Below are 17,640 nucleotides of genomic sequence, written 5' to 3'. Positions count from 1 at the left end.
TTTTGCATTGTTATATTCTAACAGGGACGGACAAATCCAGCTTTGTGAACAAAGCAACACTAGCCCTTCATCTAAAAAGGTCTAATATCAAGAAACGTCAGCGTGTCATAAGGATTAACATGTTTATTGGGTAATAAATCAACAAAACACAAGCGCGAGACGCGACGTCACAATTTGACCCTTTTTGCTTACCGACTTAAGGTGTAATGCCATGTCTCTTTTAATTGCCTTATGTACCGGATTGGCGGTCGGTCTATTACTCCAGGCCAATAAAGTTCGCCAATTGCGCCAACGACTTTCAGAACAACAATTACGCGATGCATTGACCGGATTATATCAACGCCCCCATTTATTTACGCTATCAGCGCGTGAAGTCAATCGCGCCCAACGTAGCCAAAGCAAAATGGCCGTTTTAATCGCCGACATGGATCATTGCGCAGAAATCAATGCCAACCACGGCTTACACGCTGGTGATTTGGCGCTAAAACGCTTGGCCGAATGCGCGCTCAAATCGGTACGTGACTTTGATTTAGTCGGCCGCTATTCTGGCGAAGAAATCGCTTTAGTGCTGCCCGATACCGATTACAAAGGCGCGATGGTGGTGGCCGAACGATTACGTAGCAACGTCAAACAAATCCCGATCACGCTACCGAATCAAGCCGAATTTTATATTTCGATTACCATTGGGCTCGCCGCACTGGATATGGAAACCGAAACCTTCGAAGACATTTTAGTTGCGGCCGATTCGGCGCTGCAAACCGCAAAAAAAATGGGCGTTGATCGGATTGAAGTATTCCCAGCCTCGCTCCCGGTGATCCCCAAAGCCTAATTCAGACCTCTTTGATTGAGGCAGTTTTTAAGCATTGATCCGCACTTTGCTACGCCACCTGCAAGCAAAAGCACTGAAACCTCAATCAACAAACTTGCTCAGTCTTGAACGAGCCGTTAAAGTCAGGCGATCTTGTATTGGATCACGCAATGAAAGCCATCGCCAACGACATCGCCCTCGCTGCACAAGCCAGACAAAACCAACTCACTAAACCACTCGGTAGCTTAGGTCGCTTAGAAGATATCGCCATCTGGTTTGCTGGCCGCACAGCACAAAGCATTCCTAAACGCCTCCAACCTGCAATTTGCATTTTTGCTGCCGATCATGGTGTGGCAATCGAAGGTGTTTCGGCTTTTCCAGCCGAAGTGACAGCACAAATGGTGGTCAATTTTATGCATGGTGGCGCTGCCATTAGCGTTTTGGCACGAGAAAACCAAGCCTCGCTCAATGTGATTGATGTGGGTGTCAAACATGACTACCCCAATCCGATCAATAGCCAAGGCAAGCTGTTTCGCAGCCCGGTGTGTGTGCTGGCACGGCCAATTTACGCGTCACGGCAGCGATGACTGAAGCGCAGTGCCAAAAAGCCTGGCAAATCGGCGCTGGCAGTGCCCTGCATGCGATTGAAAATGGCAAAAATTTATTAATCGGTGGCGAAATGGGCATTGCCAATACCACCGCCGCCGCCGCCTTGATTTGCGCACTCACCGATCACGCCGCAGATGAGATTGTCGGCCTTGGCACCGGCATTGAGCTTGCCGCACGCCAGCATAAAATCCAAGTCGTTAACGACGCATTGGCCCGCGCCAAAGCGGCAGGCGCCCACAGCCCACTCGATTGGTTGCGTGAAGTCGGTGGTTTAGAAATCGCCGCACTCGCCGGTTATTACACCGCCGCCGCTGAAGCCGGAATTCCGATTTTACTCGATGGTTTTATCACCACCACCGCAGCGGCTTTAGTCGCCGTCAAAGCCAAGCCCGAAGTCGCCGATTGGCTGCTAGCCAGCCATGTCTCGCAAGAGCAAGGCCACCGCGCCGCACTGGCGGCACTGAACTTAACACCGCTACTCGATCTGGGTCTGCGTTTAGGCGAAGGCAGTGGTGCGGCTTTAGCCCTACCCATCCTGCAGTCGGCGCTCACTCTACACCGCGAAATGGCCACCTTTACTGAGGCCGGTGTCGCCGCAGGAGCAATGTAATGGCCTTTCGCCTCACGCTGATCCGTCATGGCGTGGCCCAAGGGGCTGAGCAGGCTATTTTTGGCCACAGCAATCCAGCGCTTTCGATCTTAGGGCGCGAACAATTAGCTGCCCGTTGGACTGAGCTGTCCGCCCATCCGGTCGATGCGATTGCTAGCTCAACCTTGGCGCGCGCGGCTGATTTTGCTCTCGATGCCGCGATGTCACTCGGTATTGCGCTGCATTTAGAGCGTGGTTTTGAACGAAATGAATCTGGGCAGCATCGACGGCAAAGCCAAAGCCGATTGGAGCGCTACTGAACACGCCGCTTGGGATGCTTGGCAACACGATCCCGCCGCCCACCCTTTACCCGATGGCGAGACGTGGGATGCGTTTAACCTGCGGGTGCAAACGGCGCTCGAAAAGTGGATTGCCAGTGGCGACGCTGAGCACCGGGTTTTGATTGCCCATCAAGGCACAATCAAAGCGATTTTACTCAACGCACTGGGTTTACCTGCCGCAAGGCATGGCCAATTTTGGCTGGCCCCCAGCGGGCTGCATCACGCTGTGGTGGGATCAAGACTGGCCGCCGATGATTTTAGGCATCCAAAATCATTTACCGGACGCGCGCTAATGGGACGCTTTGACTGGCGAATTCCGGCCTTAGCGGTACAATTTTTAAGCCGAATCCCAACGCCAACCATCCCCAATTTTGATCCCAAACTCTTAGCACAAGCCGTCGCTTGGTTTCCTGCCGTTGGCGCGCTGATTGGCGCGCATTTATTGACCGCAGTGTATTTCACCGCGCTGCTTGACCCGTGGTTGGCGGCCATCTGCGGTTTGCTGATCTGGGTGTGGATTACCGGTGGCTTGCATCTGGATGGTCTAGCCGATATGGCCGATGGTTTAGGTGCGGCGCATCGTGATCCGGCGCGATTTTTAGCGGTACTCAAAGATCCGCATCTGGGTAGCTTTGGCGTGCTCTCGCTGATCATGCAATGTTTGCTGAAACTCATCTTGCTAATGCTATTGATCCGCCAGCAACAATGGGCGGCGCTGATTTTGATTCCAACTTGGGCGCGCAGTGGGGTATTTTGCTGGCAAACCCTCCCCGCTTTAGCCCCCGGTATGGCCGAGCAATTTGCGTGGCAAAACCAGCGTTTACTCGCGCTATGTTGGTGGTTGGCGCTACTGCTGGCGACGGCGCTATTGAGCCCCGCACTGCTGATTGCGCCCTTGGTGTTGCTCGCCTATCGGCAATGGGCTGAAAGCCAAATTAGGCGGCGTGACGGGTGATTGTTTGGGCGCAGGCATTGAAATTTGTGAAAGCGGATTACTCCTCATCGCCGTACTGGGCGCAGGTATAATCGGCCTCTGATTCGATTACTTACAGAGCATATTATGAAACTAGTTCGTGCCATCGAAGTGTGGGAAAAAGGCATGGAAGGCGCATTTATTGGCCATTTGGCCATCGCCGAAACCGTACCTGTTGCATTTTTATTTGAGCTATTTGCCGCCGAGCAAGATCAGCCGACCCCAGAAATGAAATTATCGTATCTGCTCGATGCACCCAGAATCGAAAAAATCCAAGCTTTTGTTGCAGAGTCGATGGACAGCAACCGCTTTGATTTCATCCTCACCGCTTATGGCCTACCCGATTATCAATAAGGGTATATAACGCTAAACAAAACCCAACATAGTATATGGCAATATACCCATTAAAACTGATGGAGATTCAGCATGTATCTACAATGGATCGCAAGTGCTTTGGCCTTGAGTTTATTTTTGGGAATGCTGCTCTGTGTTGAGATCGGTCGGCGAATGGGGGTCGCGCAATTACGCAAAGAGCCTGGCATGCCCAAGGGATTTGGCGCTTCGGAAAGCGCCATTTTTGCCCTATTGGGTTTGATTTTGGCGTTTTCATTTTCGGGTGCCGCCACGCGTTTTGAAGCACATCGTCAGCTGATTGCCGCCGAAGCCAATGCCATTGGCACAGCTTATTTACGTCTTGATTTACTGCCCAGTCGCGCGCAAATTGAGCTCAAATCGCTGTTTAAACACTATCTCGACGTACGAATTTTAAGCCATAGCCGCAACGAAGATCACATTGCAACGCAGCAAGCCCACGCCCAAACGGCGGCTTTGCAACAACAAATCTGGCAAAGCGCCACAGCCAGCTATGACTTAGTGGATGCACGACCCAATTTAGATTTAATTTTGCCCGATGCACTGAACGCCATGTTTGACATCACCACCACTCGAGCGGTGGCCCTTGACAATCATCCCCCGCTGATTGTTTTTCTGCTGCTGCCGCTATTAGCGCTGGTGAGTGCATTACTGGTGGGCTTTGATATGTCGAGCAATAAACATCGCCGCTGGTTACATATTGTGTCTTTTGCTGCCGTGATGTCATTAACGGTTTACGTCATTATTGATTTGGAATATCCACGCCTTGGCTTAATCCGCATTAACGCTGCTGATCAAGTATTAATTGATTTACGCAGTAGCATGTAATCGCCAAACACGCTCAAAGCGCAAGCATTTAAAGTCAATTAAAAAAGCCCCGAAGGGCTTTTTTAATTGGCAGTCACGATGCAGTTTATTGCGCTGCGGCACTGACAAAATTACGAATCAAACCCAGCAATTCATCTTCTTGATACGGCTTGCCAAGATAGGCATTGACCCCCAGTTCAAACGCATATTTTTTATGCTTTTCAGCGGTACGCGAGGTAATCATAATGATTGGGATATGCTTGGTATCGTCAGCCACGCGTACATTGCGCGTTAACTCAAAGCCATCCATTCTTGGCATTTCAATATCCACCAACATCACCGCCGGCTTCACATCGTGCAATTGCTGCAAGGCATCCACGCCGTCTTTGGCCGTCACCACTTGGAAGCCTTCACGCGACAATAAGCGCCCGGTGATTTTACGCACGGTGAGCGAATCATCGACCACCATCACCACCGGCGCAGTCGACAGCTGCTCGGGCATGGTTGGCTGCGCTTGATGCTGCAAGCTCTCGGTCACTTGTTGCGCCTGAATATGCGCCGCCTGAGCCTGCAAGGCCAGCGGATTCATAATCATCACAATTTCACCGGTACCGAGCACTGTCGCCCCCACTACGCCCGGAATCCGCGCCAATTGCGGCCCAATCGGTTTGACCACCACCTCTTGGTTTTTAACCAATTGATCCACGTGGATGGCAATGCGCTCGGCGCCTGAGCGCAATAACACCACGGTCGAATAGCGTTTTTGCTCTGGGATTGCTTTACTGTCGCCTAATAATCGCGGTAAATAGGCAAAGCGATAACGCTGCCCCATCCATTCTTGTTCACGATTATCGTAAATCCGCGCCAATGCTTCGGCTTTCAATTCTTGTACTTGCTCCACCATCACCGATGGAATCGCAATCAAGCGCTCACCCGCTTTCACCAACAGCACTTGCGCCACCGCTAAGGTTAATGGCAAGTGAATGACAAAAGTCGTGCCTTGGCCAGCTTGGGTTGACACATCAATCTTGCCGCCCAAATTACTGACTTCATTTTTGACCACGTCCATGCCAATGCCTCGGCCTGAAATCGCCGTCACAGTAGCCGCAGTGGAAAAACCGGGCTCAAAAATCAGCTGGCAGAGATCATTTTCAGAGACCACTTGATCGGCACTGATCAAACCTAAAGCAATGGCTTTTTGCTGGATGCGAACCAAGTCTAAACCACGACCATCGTCTTTGAGCACCAGAACTAGTTCATTGCCTTCTTGGCGAACCTCAATATTAATCTCGCCAAACTCACTCTTACCTAGCGCCAAACGCTCGTCCGTTGACTCTAAGCCATGACCAATCGCATTACGCAGCATGTGCTCAAAAGGCGAAATCATTTTATCGAGTACGCCGCGGTCGATTTCAACGCGACCACCGCTTAATTCCAAGTTGACCTTTTTAGCGACGTCTTTACCGGCTTGCCGGGTTAAGCGATACAAACGATCCGATACGCTAGCAAACGGCACCATGCGCACCCGCATCAAGCTTTGCTGCAACTCTTTGGTCATTCGCGATTGCGCCAGCAAGGCAGCGGATGATTCGTCTAGATTTTTTAATAAACTTTGTTGTACCGTTCCCACGTCATTGACGCTTTCGGCCATAAAACGGGTGAGTTCTTGCAAGCGACTAAAGCGGTCAAACTCTAAAGGATCAAAGCTGGCGTGCATTTCTTGCACTTCTTTTTCCCGCGCTTGCATTTGCGTTTCAGCTTGAATTTCAAGCTCGCGCAACTGAGTGCGTAAGCGCATCACGTTTTCAGTTAAATCGAGCAAGGAGCTCTTAAACATCAACATTTCAGCTTCAATCCGCGTACGCGAAATCGCCACTTCACCGGCTTGATTGACCAATTGATCAATCAATTCGGATTTAACGCGAATCACCGTTTTATTATCGGTTTCAGCTGCGGCTAACAATTTCGGGATGGTTGCTACCGCGCCAGTTGAGACGACAACCCCTTCTTCTTCTCGCTTCGCCGGTTGTGAAAGCTCAGCAAATAGCGCTTGAATCAGATCGTAATCACTGTCTAATCGCGCCAGCAATTCGGCATTCACTGTGGCCGCTTCAACCAGACGCGACTCCATCCGATGCGCCGCCTCACCCATCCGCATTGCGCCACTCATCCGGGCGCTGCCCTTAATGGTGTGCAAAGTACGTTTTAATTGCTGCAAGGTGGCTGGCGTATTTTCAGCCGTATTGAGTAAACGCAGCGCATTACTTAATTGCGGTAGCAGCTCTTCGCCTTCTTCAATGAAAATCGGCAACAATTGCTCGTCGATTTCATCGACTAAGATCGCGTCTAGTTCAGCACGCGCTGCATTGAGTGCATCATCGGCAGACATCAACTGCGCCAGCGGGGTATGCGGCTCATCGGCATCAATGGCTTGCGCCAAATTATCCAATAAATCCGTAGCGACAAAGGCCTCGGGCACGCTCATTAATTGCGTTAATACATCCAACTCAGGTTCGATAACCTCATCCGTTGGCGCAAGGCTGACGGCTTCGGCTTCGGCTTCGGCTTCCGTTTCCGTTTCCGTTTCCGTTTCCGTTTCCGTTTCCGTTTCCGTTTCCGTTTCCGTTTCCGTTTCCGTTTCCGTTTCCGTTTCCGTTTCCGTTTCCGTTTCCGTTTCCGTTTCCGTTTCCGTTTCCGGCAGAGTATCTTCGGCCAAGATTAAATCAAGCAAGGGTAAATCTGAGTCGATTAATTCAGTCGACAAATCCGCCACAAAATCAGTACCCAACAACAGCGAATCAACCGTATCACCCACTGTGGTCACAGCCAAATTGGCGGCTGCCGGCGCCAAGTCGAGCAATGCCGGTTCAACCGAATCATCGGCGAGCTCTGGCAAATCTAGCGTTACTGGCTCATCAATTCGTTCCAGCGTGGTTGGCTGTTCGAGCAGCTCGGCATCCCAAGTTAATTCAAGTTCCGGTAGATCGAGTAGCGGTGCTGCTGTGCTCGCCACCGCCATATCACTCAGCAAGGCATCAAAACTGCGGCGCCGCAACTGGCTCGGTCGTGGTATCTAACGCGAATGAAATTTCATCGCCAATGGCATCCAGCTCTAGCGTTTCGCCATCATCACTGAGCTCGATTTCATCGGCCATTGCATGCAAGGCCACTAAGCGCGCAATTAAGTCCGCAGCGGTACATGGTGCTTGCTCAGCAAAAATATCCTGCATCATGCGATCGAGCATTTGCACTGCATCGGCAAATAACGGCACTTGCTCGCGATTAATTTGCGCGCCATTTTGCAAGGCATGCTCTAAGGCGTATGCCAGCTCACCTTGAGGTCTAAAGCCTGCTGTAGAGGCAATCCCCCCCAGGGTATGGGCAGCGAGTACAAATTGTGATTCGACCTCTCCCGATTCGGCGAGCACTTCTACGCCGCGCGATAAAGCCACTAAATATTTACGCGCCTCTTCACAGAAAATCGCAAACAAGGTGGCAGAGACGGATACCTGACCAATTTGAATATCGGCAGCGGGGGCAATATCCACTTCAATTGCCGTTTCAGGCAATGACTCATGGCCTTTCTCAGGCAGATCTGCCTCATGACGCAGCGCGAGTGCTTCGGCCTCAATTGCTGCGGATTCAACGGCAACCACTCCCGTTTTCTGTAATTGATCCACCCAATCGACAAAAGCTTGGTGCGTGAAGTCGAGCAAAGATAATAAACGCTGCGAAGCCGGCTTATCCAATTGCAGCCATTTATTGAGTAATTGCTCAATCGACCATGCCACTTCGCCAAGTTGATACAAGCCGACCATGCGGCCACTACCTTTGAGCGTGTGAAAACTGCGACGTATCGTCGTGAACGCTTCGCGGTCATGCGGGTTGTGATGCAATAAGGCTTGCTGGATTTCAATTGCCGCCAGCACCTCAATCGCTTCTTCGAGGTAAACCTCGAGTAACTCAGCGTCCATTGCCGCTTCAGACGTTGGCAATGCCACTTCAATTGGCGCTGGCGCAGCCGTTGGTAAAGCCAACTCGGGTGTCGCGAGCTCGGGTTCAGCTTCCAATGCAATGCGCTCATCGACCTCGGCCGGGGCTGCAGTGCGCCCTGTTAAACGCAATAATAACGGCAGCAGTGCGGCCTCATCATCACGCTCCTGAGCCAAATCATCCACATAAAAACCCAACGCTGATAAGGCTTCAGCCAGCTCTTCAAGTTGATGTAACTCTGGGTTGGCATCGTGATTCGCGTGCTGAATAATTCTTTGTAAGCATTCATGGCTTAATTCAACCGCAGTTTGCCGATCCAACATCATCAGCGCGCCTTGCACCTGACGGAGCATCGGCTCAATATTCTTGAGTGTTTGCCGCTCGCTTGGATCGCGGAAAAACCCATCCAAGATGTCTTCAATGCCTTGCAAATTGCTGTGCATTTCAATGGCTAAATGCGACAACAACAAACGATCTTGCGCTTCACGGCTAATTTCATCTAAATGCGGCAATTCATTAACGGCACTTGGATCAATTAAACGCAGCAATAAAGCATCGACTTGCTCAATAAAATCATCAGCCTGACTCGGGTAAATCGCCAGCGCATTGTCAGCAAGTAATAAACCAGTGGCGATTTCAAGGGCTAAATCTTGGCTTAATTGCGCTTGCATCACCGCAAGCAATAAACCTTGCCATAAGGCATCTAAGCCATGGATTTGTAACTGACTGGATTTTTGTGCCAATTGTTGCAGCAGGTTTTTAACCGTACTGGCTTTATCTAATTGCCCGGCGGCAACTCGCGACCAAGATTCTTTGACGATGGTTAAGTCATCACGCAAAGTGCGAGCCAATTGCTCTGCAGCCATGCTTTCTGGCGACATAATTGTTTGTGCATTGGGAAATAAATCAGCCAATGCAAATGATTGCGCCAAGCGATGCGCCAAGGCGCTATCACAATCGAGTTGTGGCAATAGATATAAAATATCGCGAAATAGCCGTTCAGCAACTTTACTTGAGCCTTCGGCCAAACGACGAATTTGTAAATTAAGCCGCAAAACGACTTGCTGCGGATCAAGATCAAGCTCAGCACGATTGCTGCTTAAACCGTCAACTACGGCAGCGGCGGCCCACCAGAAATGTCGCGGTAAGGTACTGGTTTGATATTTAGCCAGCTCAGCCAAACTAGCGGCCATCACGGGGCCGACTTCTTTTTGTCCTTTCACCCACCGCAGTAGTGCACGCTCATAACGACTGCGTTGCTGCTTCACAATACTACTCATTTCAATGGCAGTGGCGTGCTTTTGCGCGGCAAGCCAGGTGGCATGCTTAAAACAAATTGCGGGAAAAACAGCTCGGCACCGGATGCACAGGCGCCACGCAATTGCGCTAACTCACGAAAGGTCGGCAATAAGGCTAAGGGGATATTGGGCATCCCGATCGTTAAACGATTTAGATATTGGCCAATTTCTTCAATCGCCCGCAATACCAAAGGCAAGCCGATCTCATCATGCTCACCTTGCTCAAGCACCAGCAGCACTTGTTCAACTTCATCACAAAAACGTGCCAAACCAGTTAACTCGACCAAATCGAGCGCACCATAGGCTTGATGCAAATGCGTTTTTGCGTGTTTTAATACAGCGGTATCTTTGTTGCTGCGGTATTGCTCAAGTGCATCACTGGCACGAGCCAAAGTGCTGTCAATTTCAGCTTTGACCCACAACAAAGAGCCCTTATCAAATTCAGTATGCACACTCATGGCGGGGCTCCATGAAGAAGACCGGCCAGGCCGGTCTGGAGATTAATTAAGACAGTTTGAAACCAGAAACCGATGCTTTTAGCTCTGCGGCTAGGCCAGTTAACTGCCCCACTGCAATCGCCGATTGCTGAGTACCTGCGGTGGTTTGTTCAGTAATCGACAAGATGTCGCGCATCGTGTTACTCACTTTGCTCGCCAACAGTGTTTGATCTTCGGTTTCATGCGCAATTGAACTAATCAAGCGGGCCAGTTCACGCGAAACTTTACCGATCTCTGACAACGCACTACCTGCAGCATCCGACAACTTAGCCCCTTCAACCACACCTTGAGTAGACAATTCCATCGCGGCCACGGCATCGTGCGTATCCGCTTGAATGGTTTTTACAATTGCACCAATTTGCTTGGTGGCCTCGCCCGAACGTTCAGCCAAACGCTGAACCTCTTCAGCCACCACCGAGAAGCCACGACCAGCCTCACCGGCTGCTGCAGCCTGAATTGCCGCATTCAATGCCAAGACGTTGGTTTGCTCAGTAATATCGGAAATCAATTCAACAATTTCACCAATTTCTTGTGATGATTCACCCAAGCGTTTAATTCGTTTGGCGGTTTCTTGAATTTGCTCGCGAATCTCACCCATCCCTTGAATTTGGTTATTTACCGCTTCGGCGCCAGACTCTGCAGCAGCCAGTGACGATTGCGCCACCGTTGCCGATTCAGCAGCGGTACTTGATACACCTTGAATTGAGTTAACAATCTGCGCCACGTTGTAATTTGTGGTTTCAATTTCTTTCGACTGGCGTTCTGCAGCAGACAATAATTCGGTGGAAATACTTTGCGCCTCAGCCGATGAAGCATTTACTTTCTCTGTCGCTCGGTTAATACCGGTAATCAGATTACGCAATTCTTCAATCGTAAAGTTAATCGAATCGGCAATTGCTCCTGTTAAATCTTCAGTCACCGAAGCACGAATCGTTAAGTCACCGTCAGCCAAATCACCCATCTCATTGAGCAAGCGTAAAATGGCATCCTGATTTTTACGGTTTTCAGCCTCTGAAGCTAAACGACGTTTTACTGATTCTTGATTAAAGACCCGAACTAATAATAAGAGAGTGAGGCGAGTGCAATAAAAATTAACGCCACCTCAACTGCAGCCACAATCATGCCACCGACTGAATTGTGATATTGCTCAGCCAATGCTTTACTATCAGTGAGTAATTTTTCTGAGTCGCGAACAATCGCTTGATTGGCCAAACGGGTATTTACCAAGGGCTGCATGTTTTTAGAAAATGCACTTACCACCACTTGAAAGTCTTTAAATAAGACTGAGATTTGTTCAAGCTTATCGACCATCGCCGTAGTGGAAACTGGGCGAATATTTAAGTCTGGATTACCATCGAGAAACGATTTAACAATTTCATTAAATGTAGAAACGTCTTTGCCAAGCAAAAATACCACTTCTGGATTAATCAGCTCACTCGCCAACATTGCATTGGCATTTTTTGAGGTTCTTTGCGACAACATCGCTAATTGATTGGCGTAGTCTAATTCACGTAAAGTACCGCCGCCATCCGCAAGTAAAGAAGCAAATTGTTGGGTTAATTCTAACAATTTTGCATCATTACTATTAATCCCTTCTACACTTCGACCAATTGACATGAGTGCCGTTTTTTGTTTCAAAATCGTGTCAACGGTAGGTCGACTTGGATTTGGCCGAAATGAGGTATTCCAAACGGTATCAATTTGAGCTAATTGTTCAGCACCTGAAACTTGAAAAAAGTTCCAAGGATTGCGTGCATTCATTAGCTTATTTAAATCATCATTAAAGTTATTGTAGGATTCATCCAACACTTTAAACGCGTCCGCATCGCCGCGAATGGCTTGGGTCGATGCACGAGCAATCCTTTGCGACAACATTTGCATTTCAGTTGCAGTGGCTTGGTTACTGGCATTAATGCTGCTTGAACGAAATGACAAAAATGCCGTGACTGCAAATAAAATAATGGCCAAAACCATGGTCAGCAAGAAAATAGCCATTTGCTGCCGAGCAGGTAAATGACCAATCAGTGGCGTTGGCTTCAGCGCTTTAAGATCATCACCTTCGGGTAAACGAATTTTATCTAGAAACCAAGTGGTTCTAGATGGATCGAATGCTTTTTTGTTTTCGCTTTGTTGCGATTTACCTGCGGTATCGCTACCTGAAAACAAGCCCCTGATGCGCTCCATCACTGCCATGATACCTCCCACGCCACCCCTGAGTGACTTTTGATTTTTTATGCAATACCTGTCTGCAAGAATGCAGCTTCATTGACTAATTTCACGACATCCAACACTCGCCAAACCTGACCAGTAGCATCTTTGTATCGCCCCCCTTCCCATGCTGCGGCGCTAGCATCTAAGGGCAAAGCCTCTAAATCAGACAAATGCTTTAAACCTAGCATTTTATTGACCAAGACAGAGGCGTGCGGCAGATGGCGCGATGGCAAGAGAACTAAGCGTGCAAGCTGAGTAAAACCTTGATGGGATTGACCGAAAAAAGCGGGCAAATCAACAACACTCACTAAATTACCACGAATATTGGCCACGCCTTTAAACCATGAATGCGCCAATGGCACGCCCGCAATTATCGGTACTGGCATCACTTCTGACACATCACCCAAATCAACTAGCCAATGGTCATTGCCAATTTGCAAACCTAATCGTACATCGACCTGCGCCACGGTCGTGGCGCTCTGTAAGCGCTGCATCACCCCTTGCTGGTAGTCACGCAAGCTCACTCTTTCGCTTTTTCTTTTTGCCATCGTACGCCCTCAGTGATTAAGCCTTATAGGGCGGCGATTTTATTGAGTAACTCTTGTGGATCAACCGGTTTAACCACGTATTCTGTTGCACCTTGGCGCTTTGCCCACACCATATCGGTTTCTTGATTTTTTGACGTGCACATAATAATTGGAATATTTTTTGTTGGCTCATCGCGTGAAATGGTACGGGTCGCTTGAAAACCATTCATTCCTGGCATCACCACATCCATCAAAATCAAATCTGGCATGATTTCTTTAGTACGGCTCACCGCTTCTTCGCCGGATTCCAAAGTAATAATTTGAAATCCATTTTTAGTGAGTAGCTCACCTAGAAAATGACGCTCGGTTGGCGAGTCATCAACAATCAGAATCTTTTTGATCGTCATAATAAATTAAGTCCGTTAGTTTCAATTAAGTTGCGCTTGAGTAAGTACCTACAGCAGCCAATAGGCTGTCTTTGGTAAATGGCTTGGTTAAATACTCATCAGATCCCACCATGCGGCCGCGCGCTCGATCAAATAAACCATCTTTTGACGACAGCATCACGACAGGGGTTGATTTAAAACGCGGATTTTTTTTAATTAAGGCGCAAGTTTGATAACCATCTAAGCGTGGCATCATGACGTCAACAAAGATGACGTCTGGATTGTTGTCTGTAATTTTTGCTAAGGCATCAAAGCCATCTTCAGCCAAAATAACAGTGCAACCTGCTTGCCCCAAAAAGATTTCAGCACTGCGTCGAATCGTATTGCTGTCATCGATAACCATGACCTTAATACCAGCAAGACTAGACATTCGTGAATCCTCATGACTGGCTCACAACGAAAAATTCGTGTCAGACTCAGCGCGAACAAATAGTACACCGATGAGCAGGTGAACTGATAAACAGTTTATACGTAGAGGAAAATCATAAGGGTGTGACTGATATTAGACAAGGCTAATAACGTGAGGTGTTGGCATTTGCAGCCATATTCAGGATGAAACTGACAAAAAAAGAAACCCCGACCTAAATAAAACCTGATCGGGGCCATATATATGCTTCGAATCAACGAAGCCCCGCTCAGGGAGGAAAAGCGGGAGGTGCAGGGGCGCACCTGTAACTAAGATAGCTTCTCAATCGCAAATATCAAGAATTTGCTTCACCACTGGTCGGATCAAGCTCATTTCTAAGCTCTAATGCAGCAGCAAACCAACTCCCAACTACCTGCTCAACTTCATCCACACCTTGTTTTTTAAGGCTAGAAAATAGCTGTACAGTAATCATTGCGTCATCAGCAAATTCAGCTTTCACTTTACGCAGCACTAATGCTTTTTCTTGGTTATTTAACTTATCTGATTTGGTCAGAATGCAATGAATCGGTTTTCCTGTAGGGCGAAACCAACTCAGCATATTGCGATCTAAATCAGTAAGTGGTCGACGGCTATCCATAATTAGCACTAAGCCAATTAAATTATCACGGTGTGATAAATATTGCGCCAATAAACCTTGCCAATGTTTACGAATCCGCTCAGGAACTTCAGCATAACCATAACCTGGTAAATCGACTAAACGTCGTTCGTTACCAAAATCAAAATAATTAATATGCTGAGTACGCCCGGGAGTTTTCGACACATAAGCTAGGCGAGTAATGTTAGCGAGTGTATTAATTGCGCTAGATTTACCCGCGTTTGAACGACCAGCGAAAGCAACTTCTACCCCTTCATGAGGTAAAGTTTTTAAATCATTTACAGTAGTTAGGAACTGCAAGCCTTGAAATAGGGACATCTGTGGGTGCCATTGTGGTTTGTATCGGAGTCTTGCTATAGAATACCAGTATTTGAACGATTATCGTCGGCACCTTAGACTGACGTACTCCAACACGGGAGCGGATTTATGCGCAGCATGTCTGTTGCAGTGAGCATTGCAGCACTTTTGATGTTATCACCCGCCGCTATGTCGGCGATTGTTAAGGGCGATCCAAGCAAAGGCAAAGTCATCGTTGACCAAGTCTGCGCGGCCTGTCACGGCGTAGATGGAAATAGCGTAGCGAGCGCAAATCCAAACTTAGCTGGACAACACCCAGAATATATCATTAAACAGTTGCAAGAATTTAAAAGTCAAAAGCGTAAAAATGCCATTATGCTAGGCATGGCAACCCCGCTAACTGATGCAGATATGGCCAATGTTGCTGCTTACTATAGCAAGCAAACGCCGAAAGCAATTGGCGCATCAGACAAAGCCTTAGTGGATGCCGGGCAAAAAATTTATCGCGGTGGCATTGCGGCTAAAAATGTTCCGGCCTGTATGGCTTGCCATGGACCTTCAGGCGCAGGGATTCCAGTACAGTATCCACTTGTAAGCAGCCAGCATGCTGCCTATACCGCAGCCCAGCTTAAAGCCTTCCGTGATGGTCAGCGTACCAATAATGTGCCAATGATGGAAATCGCGGGCAAACTCTCCGATGCTGAAATCAAAGCCGTTGCTGAATATATTCAATCGATTCACTAAGCGTTAATTGGAACTCATTTCGATTTACGCGTACTAAAGGGGGCGATTCGCCCCTTTTTTGATTTTATGATGACCTCAAATACACACTCCTTCCGCCGCGCCCTCTTTGATTTATTATCATCGATGCGTTTTGCAATTAGTTTATTAACGCTACTTGCGATTGCCTCAATTATTGGTACCGTGCTCAAGCAAAATGAGCCTTATGTTAATTATCGTGTTGAGTTTGGTGATTTTTTTGGTTTAGCATTTTTGAACCACTCGGCTTATTTGATGTTTATCATTCGATTTGGTTTTTGCTGATTTTGGCATTTTTGGTCGGTTCGACTTGCTTGTGTATTTGGCGACATTTCCCCGGCGTTATTCGCGAAGTGCGTAGTTATCGTGAAAAAGCCACCGCCAATTCTTTGCGCTTAATGTCGCATCATCATGAAATCAATCAGCCACTCGAACAACCAGCAGTTACTCAGCACCTCACTGAATATGGCTATCGCTATCGTTTGCGAGCCGATGGTGATGCCACATTAATTGCGGCTAAAAAAGGCAGTTGGCAGCGCCTGGGTTATTTATTTACCCATTCGGCAATTGTGGTTATTTGTATTGGCGGATTAATGGACGGTAATTTGCCATTAAAAGTCATGGAAATGCTGGATATTAAAACGGCAGAAACGCGCAATGTGCCACAAAGCCAAATTCCGGCAATGTCTCGCCTCGCGTCTAATAATTTATCGTTTCGTGGCAATGTCAATTTAAGTGAGGGCAGCTCTGCCAGCGTAGTTTTTCTCAACTCCGGCAATGGCTATTTTGTTCAAGAATTACCATTTATTTTAAAACTGAATAAATTTCATATTGAGCATTATTCAACTGGCATGCCAAAGCTATTTGCCAGTGATATTGATGTGTTTGATATGCAAGGCAAGCTAATCCAAAGCGGCACAATTAAAGTCAATCATCCATTAATTGTGAATGGTGTTGCCATTTATCAAGCCAGTTTTGGCGATGGTGGTTCAGGACTTGAGTTTGTGCGATGGGACTTATTGAGCAATGCCAAATCAAAATTGGCGGCACAATCGCAATCCGAACTGGCACTCACCGCAGGTCAAGCCAATTACCGCCTCGAAATTGGCGATCTACGTCCCTTTAATATTGAAAACCTAGATAAAATGGTCGAGGGCAATACCTCAACGGTGGCTGTTTCGCCGCTGCAAACGGCATTGGCATCGGCGCAATCGGTGCATGGCGATCGAAACGTGCGTAATTTAGGGCCAACCATTCAATTTAAAGTCCGCGATGATCGTGGGCAAGCGGTTGAATACCAGAACTATATGCAGCCATTTGTAGAAAATGACAGCAGCTATTTCATTACCGGTATGCGCCGCGAAGTAGCATCACCATTTGCATTTACACGTATACCACTAGATCAAGATATGCAGCTTGATGCGTTTATGCGCTTTAGATCGACGATCTTAAATGCCAAATTACATGCTGACATTGCGAAAAGAACCGCGGCTAAAGCCTTAAAAGCTGGCGGTGTGTCTGCCGATGGTGAGGCGCAATTTGCTGAAATTACCGAGGGCGTGTTATTTCAGTTTAGCCAAGGCGGCTTTCCTGCTATTGAGCGCTTCTTAGAGAAAAAAGTACCGCAAGCTGAGCGGCAAGTGGTCGCGCAAACCTACCTTAAAGTACTGCAAAGTGCGGCCATCGATGCGATGGAATTAGCCCAAACGCAAGCTGGCCTGCCAGTGACGCCAACCGATAATATGCAGTATCGATTTTTAATGGATAGTTTGGTGGCCACCAGCAGTTTGTTCGATTACGGCTCACCGGCTGTTTTACAACTCACTGGCTTTAACGAAGTGAAATCGAGCGGTTTTCAACTCACCCGCTCGCCCGGTAAAAACGTGGTTTATTTAGGCTCTTTATTATTAATCATCGGTATTTTCTGCATGTTTTATATTCGAGAAAATCGTCTATGGATCAGAATTAGTCCGCATTCAACCTTAATCGCCATGAGTAGTAATCGCAAAACCGACGATTTAGATCGTGAGTTTGCCGCTCATATTGAGCACCTTGCACCAAACCAGCAACAAGCCCCACTTTGAGAGCCTT

At 48.1% G+C, this 17,640-nt stretch carries 20 protein-coding genes and 1 pseudogene; 11 read left to right on the top strand and 10 right to left on the bottom strand.

Features of this window, described 5'->3' with window-relative positions; all coding sequences use genetic code 11:
- Positions 1 to 211: 211 nt before the first annotated feature.
- The 8 genes from GKO28_RS09830 (at position 212) to GKO28_RS09800 (ending at position 4,520) form a co-directional block, all read left to right on the top strand.
- Positions 212 to 829 carry a GGDEF domain-containing protein gene (locus GKO28_RS09830; RefSeq protein WP_182076137.1) on the top strand — a complete coding sequence of 206 codons (618 nt, stop codon included), beginning with the start codon at positions 212 to 214 and terminating at the stop codon, positions 827 to 829.
- Between the two features lie 149 nt (positions 830 to 978).
- Positions 979 to 1,395, top strand: a complete 417-nt coding sequence (locus tag GKO28_RS21430) for a nicotinate-nucleotide--dimethylbenzimidazole phosphoribosyltransferase (RefSeq protein WP_282099269.1) — start codon at positions 979 to 981, stop codon at positions 1,393 to 1,395.
- Positions 1,353 to 2,027, top strand: coding sequence for a nicotinate-nucleotide--dimethylbenzimidazole phosphoribosyltransferase (locus GKO28_RS21425; RefSeq protein WP_307838977.1), 675 nt, complete (start codon positions 1,353 to 1,355; stop codon positions 2,025 to 2,027). The genes GKO28_RS21430 and GKO28_RS21425 overlap by 43 nt, the downstream gene beginning before the upstream one ends.
- On the top strand, positions 2,027 to 2,326 hold the full coding sequence (locus tag GKO28_RS09820) for a histidine phosphatase family protein (protein WP_182076136.1): 300 nt from the start codon (positions 2,027 to 2,029) through the stop codon (positions 2,324 to 2,326). Before GKO28_RS21425 ends, GKO28_RS09820 begins: the two co-directional genes overlap by 1 nt.
- The gene (locus GKO28_RS19760) at positions 2,274 to 3,302 is read left to right on the top strand and encodes an adenosylcobinamide-GDP ribazoletransferase (RefSeq protein ID WP_247646466.1); all 1,029 of its coding nucleotides are present in this window, start codon (positions 2,274 to 2,276) and stop codon (positions 3,300 to 3,302) included. The genes GKO28_RS09820 and GKO28_RS19760 overlap by 53 nt, the downstream gene beginning before the upstream one ends.
- Positions 3,292 to 3,384 (top strand): hypothetical protein, encoded by a 93-nt coding sequence (locus GKO28_RS22785; protein WP_374220721.1) that lies wholly within the window; start codon positions 3,292 to 3,294, stop codon positions 3,382 to 3,384. Before GKO28_RS19760 ends, GKO28_RS22785 begins: the two co-directional genes overlap by 11 nt.
- Positions 3,385 to 3,407: 23 nt before the next feature.
- Entirely contained in the window at positions 3,408 to 3,674 is a 267-nt protein-coding gene (locus GKO28_RS09805; RefSeq protein ID WP_182076135.1) for a hypothetical protein, read from the top strand.
- Between the two features lie 72 nt (positions 3,675 to 3,746).
- Positions 3,747 to 4,520: a DUF4239 domain-containing protein gene (locus GKO28_RS09800; RefSeq protein WP_182076134.1), complete on the top strand. Its 774-nt coding sequence runs from the start codon at positions 3,747 to 3,749 to the stop codon at positions 4,518 to 4,520.
- 85 nt (positions 4,521 to 4,605) lie between these two features.
- On the opposite strand, the gene GKO28_RS09795 is transcribed toward GKO28_RS09800, so the two are convergent.
- From GKO28_RS09795 to yihA, 10 genes and pseudogenes are all read right to left on the bottom strand, one after another.
- On the bottom strand, positions 4,606 to 6,888 hold the full coding sequence (locus GKO28_RS09795) for a response regulator (RefSeq protein WP_374220762.1): 2,283 nt from the start codon (positions 6,886 to 6,888) through the stop codon (positions 4,606 to 4,608).
- Positions 6,889 to 7,021: 133 nt separating this feature from the next.
- A pseudogene (locus tag GKO28_RS22780) lies at positions 7,022 to 7,138 on the bottom strand (hypothetical protein); the annotation flags it as partial.
- A gap of 396 nt (positions 7,139 to 7,534) precedes the next feature.
- Positions 7,535 to 9,772 (bottom strand): Hpt domain-containing protein, encoded by a 2,238-nt coding sequence (locus GKO28_RS09790; protein WP_182076132.1) that lies wholly within the window; start codon positions 9,770 to 9,772, stop codon positions 7,535 to 7,537.
- The gene (locus GKO28_RS09785; RefSeq protein ID WP_182076131.1) at positions 9,769 to 10,248 is read right to left on the bottom strand and encodes a hypothetical protein; all 480 of its coding nucleotides are present in this window, start codon (positions 10,246 to 10,248) and stop codon (positions 9,769 to 9,771) included. Before GKO28_RS09785 ends, GKO28_RS09790 begins: the two co-directional genes overlap by 4 nt.
- Before the next feature lie 46 nt (positions 10,249 to 10,294).
- On the bottom strand, positions 10,295 to 11,260 hold the full coding sequence (locus GKO28_RS09780; protein WP_247646465.1) for a methyl-accepting chemotaxis protein: 966 nt from the start codon (positions 11,258 to 11,260) through the stop codon (positions 10,295 to 10,297).
- A gap of 83 nt (positions 11,261 to 11,343) precedes the next feature.
- Positions 11,344 to 12,480: a type IV pili methyl-accepting chemotaxis transducer N-terminal domain-containing protein gene (locus GKO28_RS09775; protein ID WP_182076130.1), complete on the bottom strand. Its 1,137-nt coding sequence runs from the start codon at positions 12,478 to 12,480 to the stop codon at positions 11,344 to 11,346.
- A 38-nt stretch (positions 12,481 to 12,518) separates the two neighbouring features.
- Positions 12,519 to 13,046: a chemotaxis protein CheW gene (locus GKO28_RS09770; protein WP_182076129.1), complete on the bottom strand. Its 528-nt coding sequence runs from the start codon at positions 13,044 to 13,046 to the stop codon at positions 12,519 to 12,521.
- 23 nt (positions 13,047 to 13,069) lie between these two features.
- Entirely contained in the window at positions 13,070 to 13,432 is a 363-nt protein-coding gene (locus GKO28_RS09765; protein WP_173532919.1) for a PleD family two-component system response regulator, read from the bottom strand.
- Between the two features lie 25 nt (positions 13,433 to 13,457).
- Complete coding sequence (pilG, locus tag GKO28_RS09760; RefSeq protein WP_173532918.1) at positions 13,458 to 13,841, bottom strand: twitching motility response regulator PilG; 384 nt, start codon at positions 13,839 to 13,841, stop codon at positions 13,458 to 13,460.
- Positions 13,842 to 14,172: 331 nt separating this feature from the next.
- Positions 14,173 to 14,811 carry a ribosome biogenesis GTP-binding protein YihA/YsxC gene (gene yihA / locus GKO28_RS09755; protein ID WP_182076128.1) on the bottom strand — a complete coding sequence of 213 codons (639 nt, stop codon included), beginning with the start codon at positions 14,809 to 14,811 and terminating at the stop codon, positions 14,173 to 14,175.
- A 108-nt stretch (positions 14,812 to 14,919) separates the two neighbouring features.
- Here yihA and GKO28_RS09750 point away from each other — a divergent pair, with 108 nt between their 5' ends.
- The 3 genes from GKO28_RS09750 to GKO28_RS09745 all read left to right on the top strand — a co-directional run bounded on the left by GKO28_RS09750 (position 14,920) and on the right by GKO28_RS09745 (position 17,633).
- Entirely contained in the window at positions 14,920 to 15,534 is a 615-nt protein-coding gene (locus GKO28_RS09750) for a cytochrome c (protein WP_182076127.1), read from the top strand.
- Positions 15,535 to 15,600: 66 nt separating this feature from the next.
- Positions 15,601 to 15,834: a cytochrome c biogenesis protein ResB gene (locus tag GKO28_RS19755; RefSeq protein WP_307838976.1), complete on the top strand. Its 234-nt coding sequence runs from the start codon at positions 15,601 to 15,603 to the stop codon at positions 15,832 to 15,834.
- Complete coding sequence (locus tag GKO28_RS09745; RefSeq protein WP_247646463.1) at positions 15,828 to 17,633, top strand: cytochrome c biogenesis protein ResB; 1,806 nt, start codon at positions 15,828 to 15,830, stop codon at positions 17,631 to 17,633. Before GKO28_RS19755 ends, GKO28_RS09745 begins: the two co-directional genes overlap by 7 nt.
- The last annotated feature ends 7 nt before the right edge of the window (positions 17,634 to 17,640 follow it).

The sequence above is a fragment of the Deefgea sp. CFH1-16 genome, from assembly GCF_016881365.1.
In the GTDB taxonomy this organism is placed as follows: Bacteria; Pseudomonadota; Gammaproteobacteria; order Burkholderiales; family Chitinibacteraceae; genus Deefgea.
Note: the sequence above shows the minus strand (reverse complement) of the source record. Positions and strands in the feature narration are given on the sequence as shown.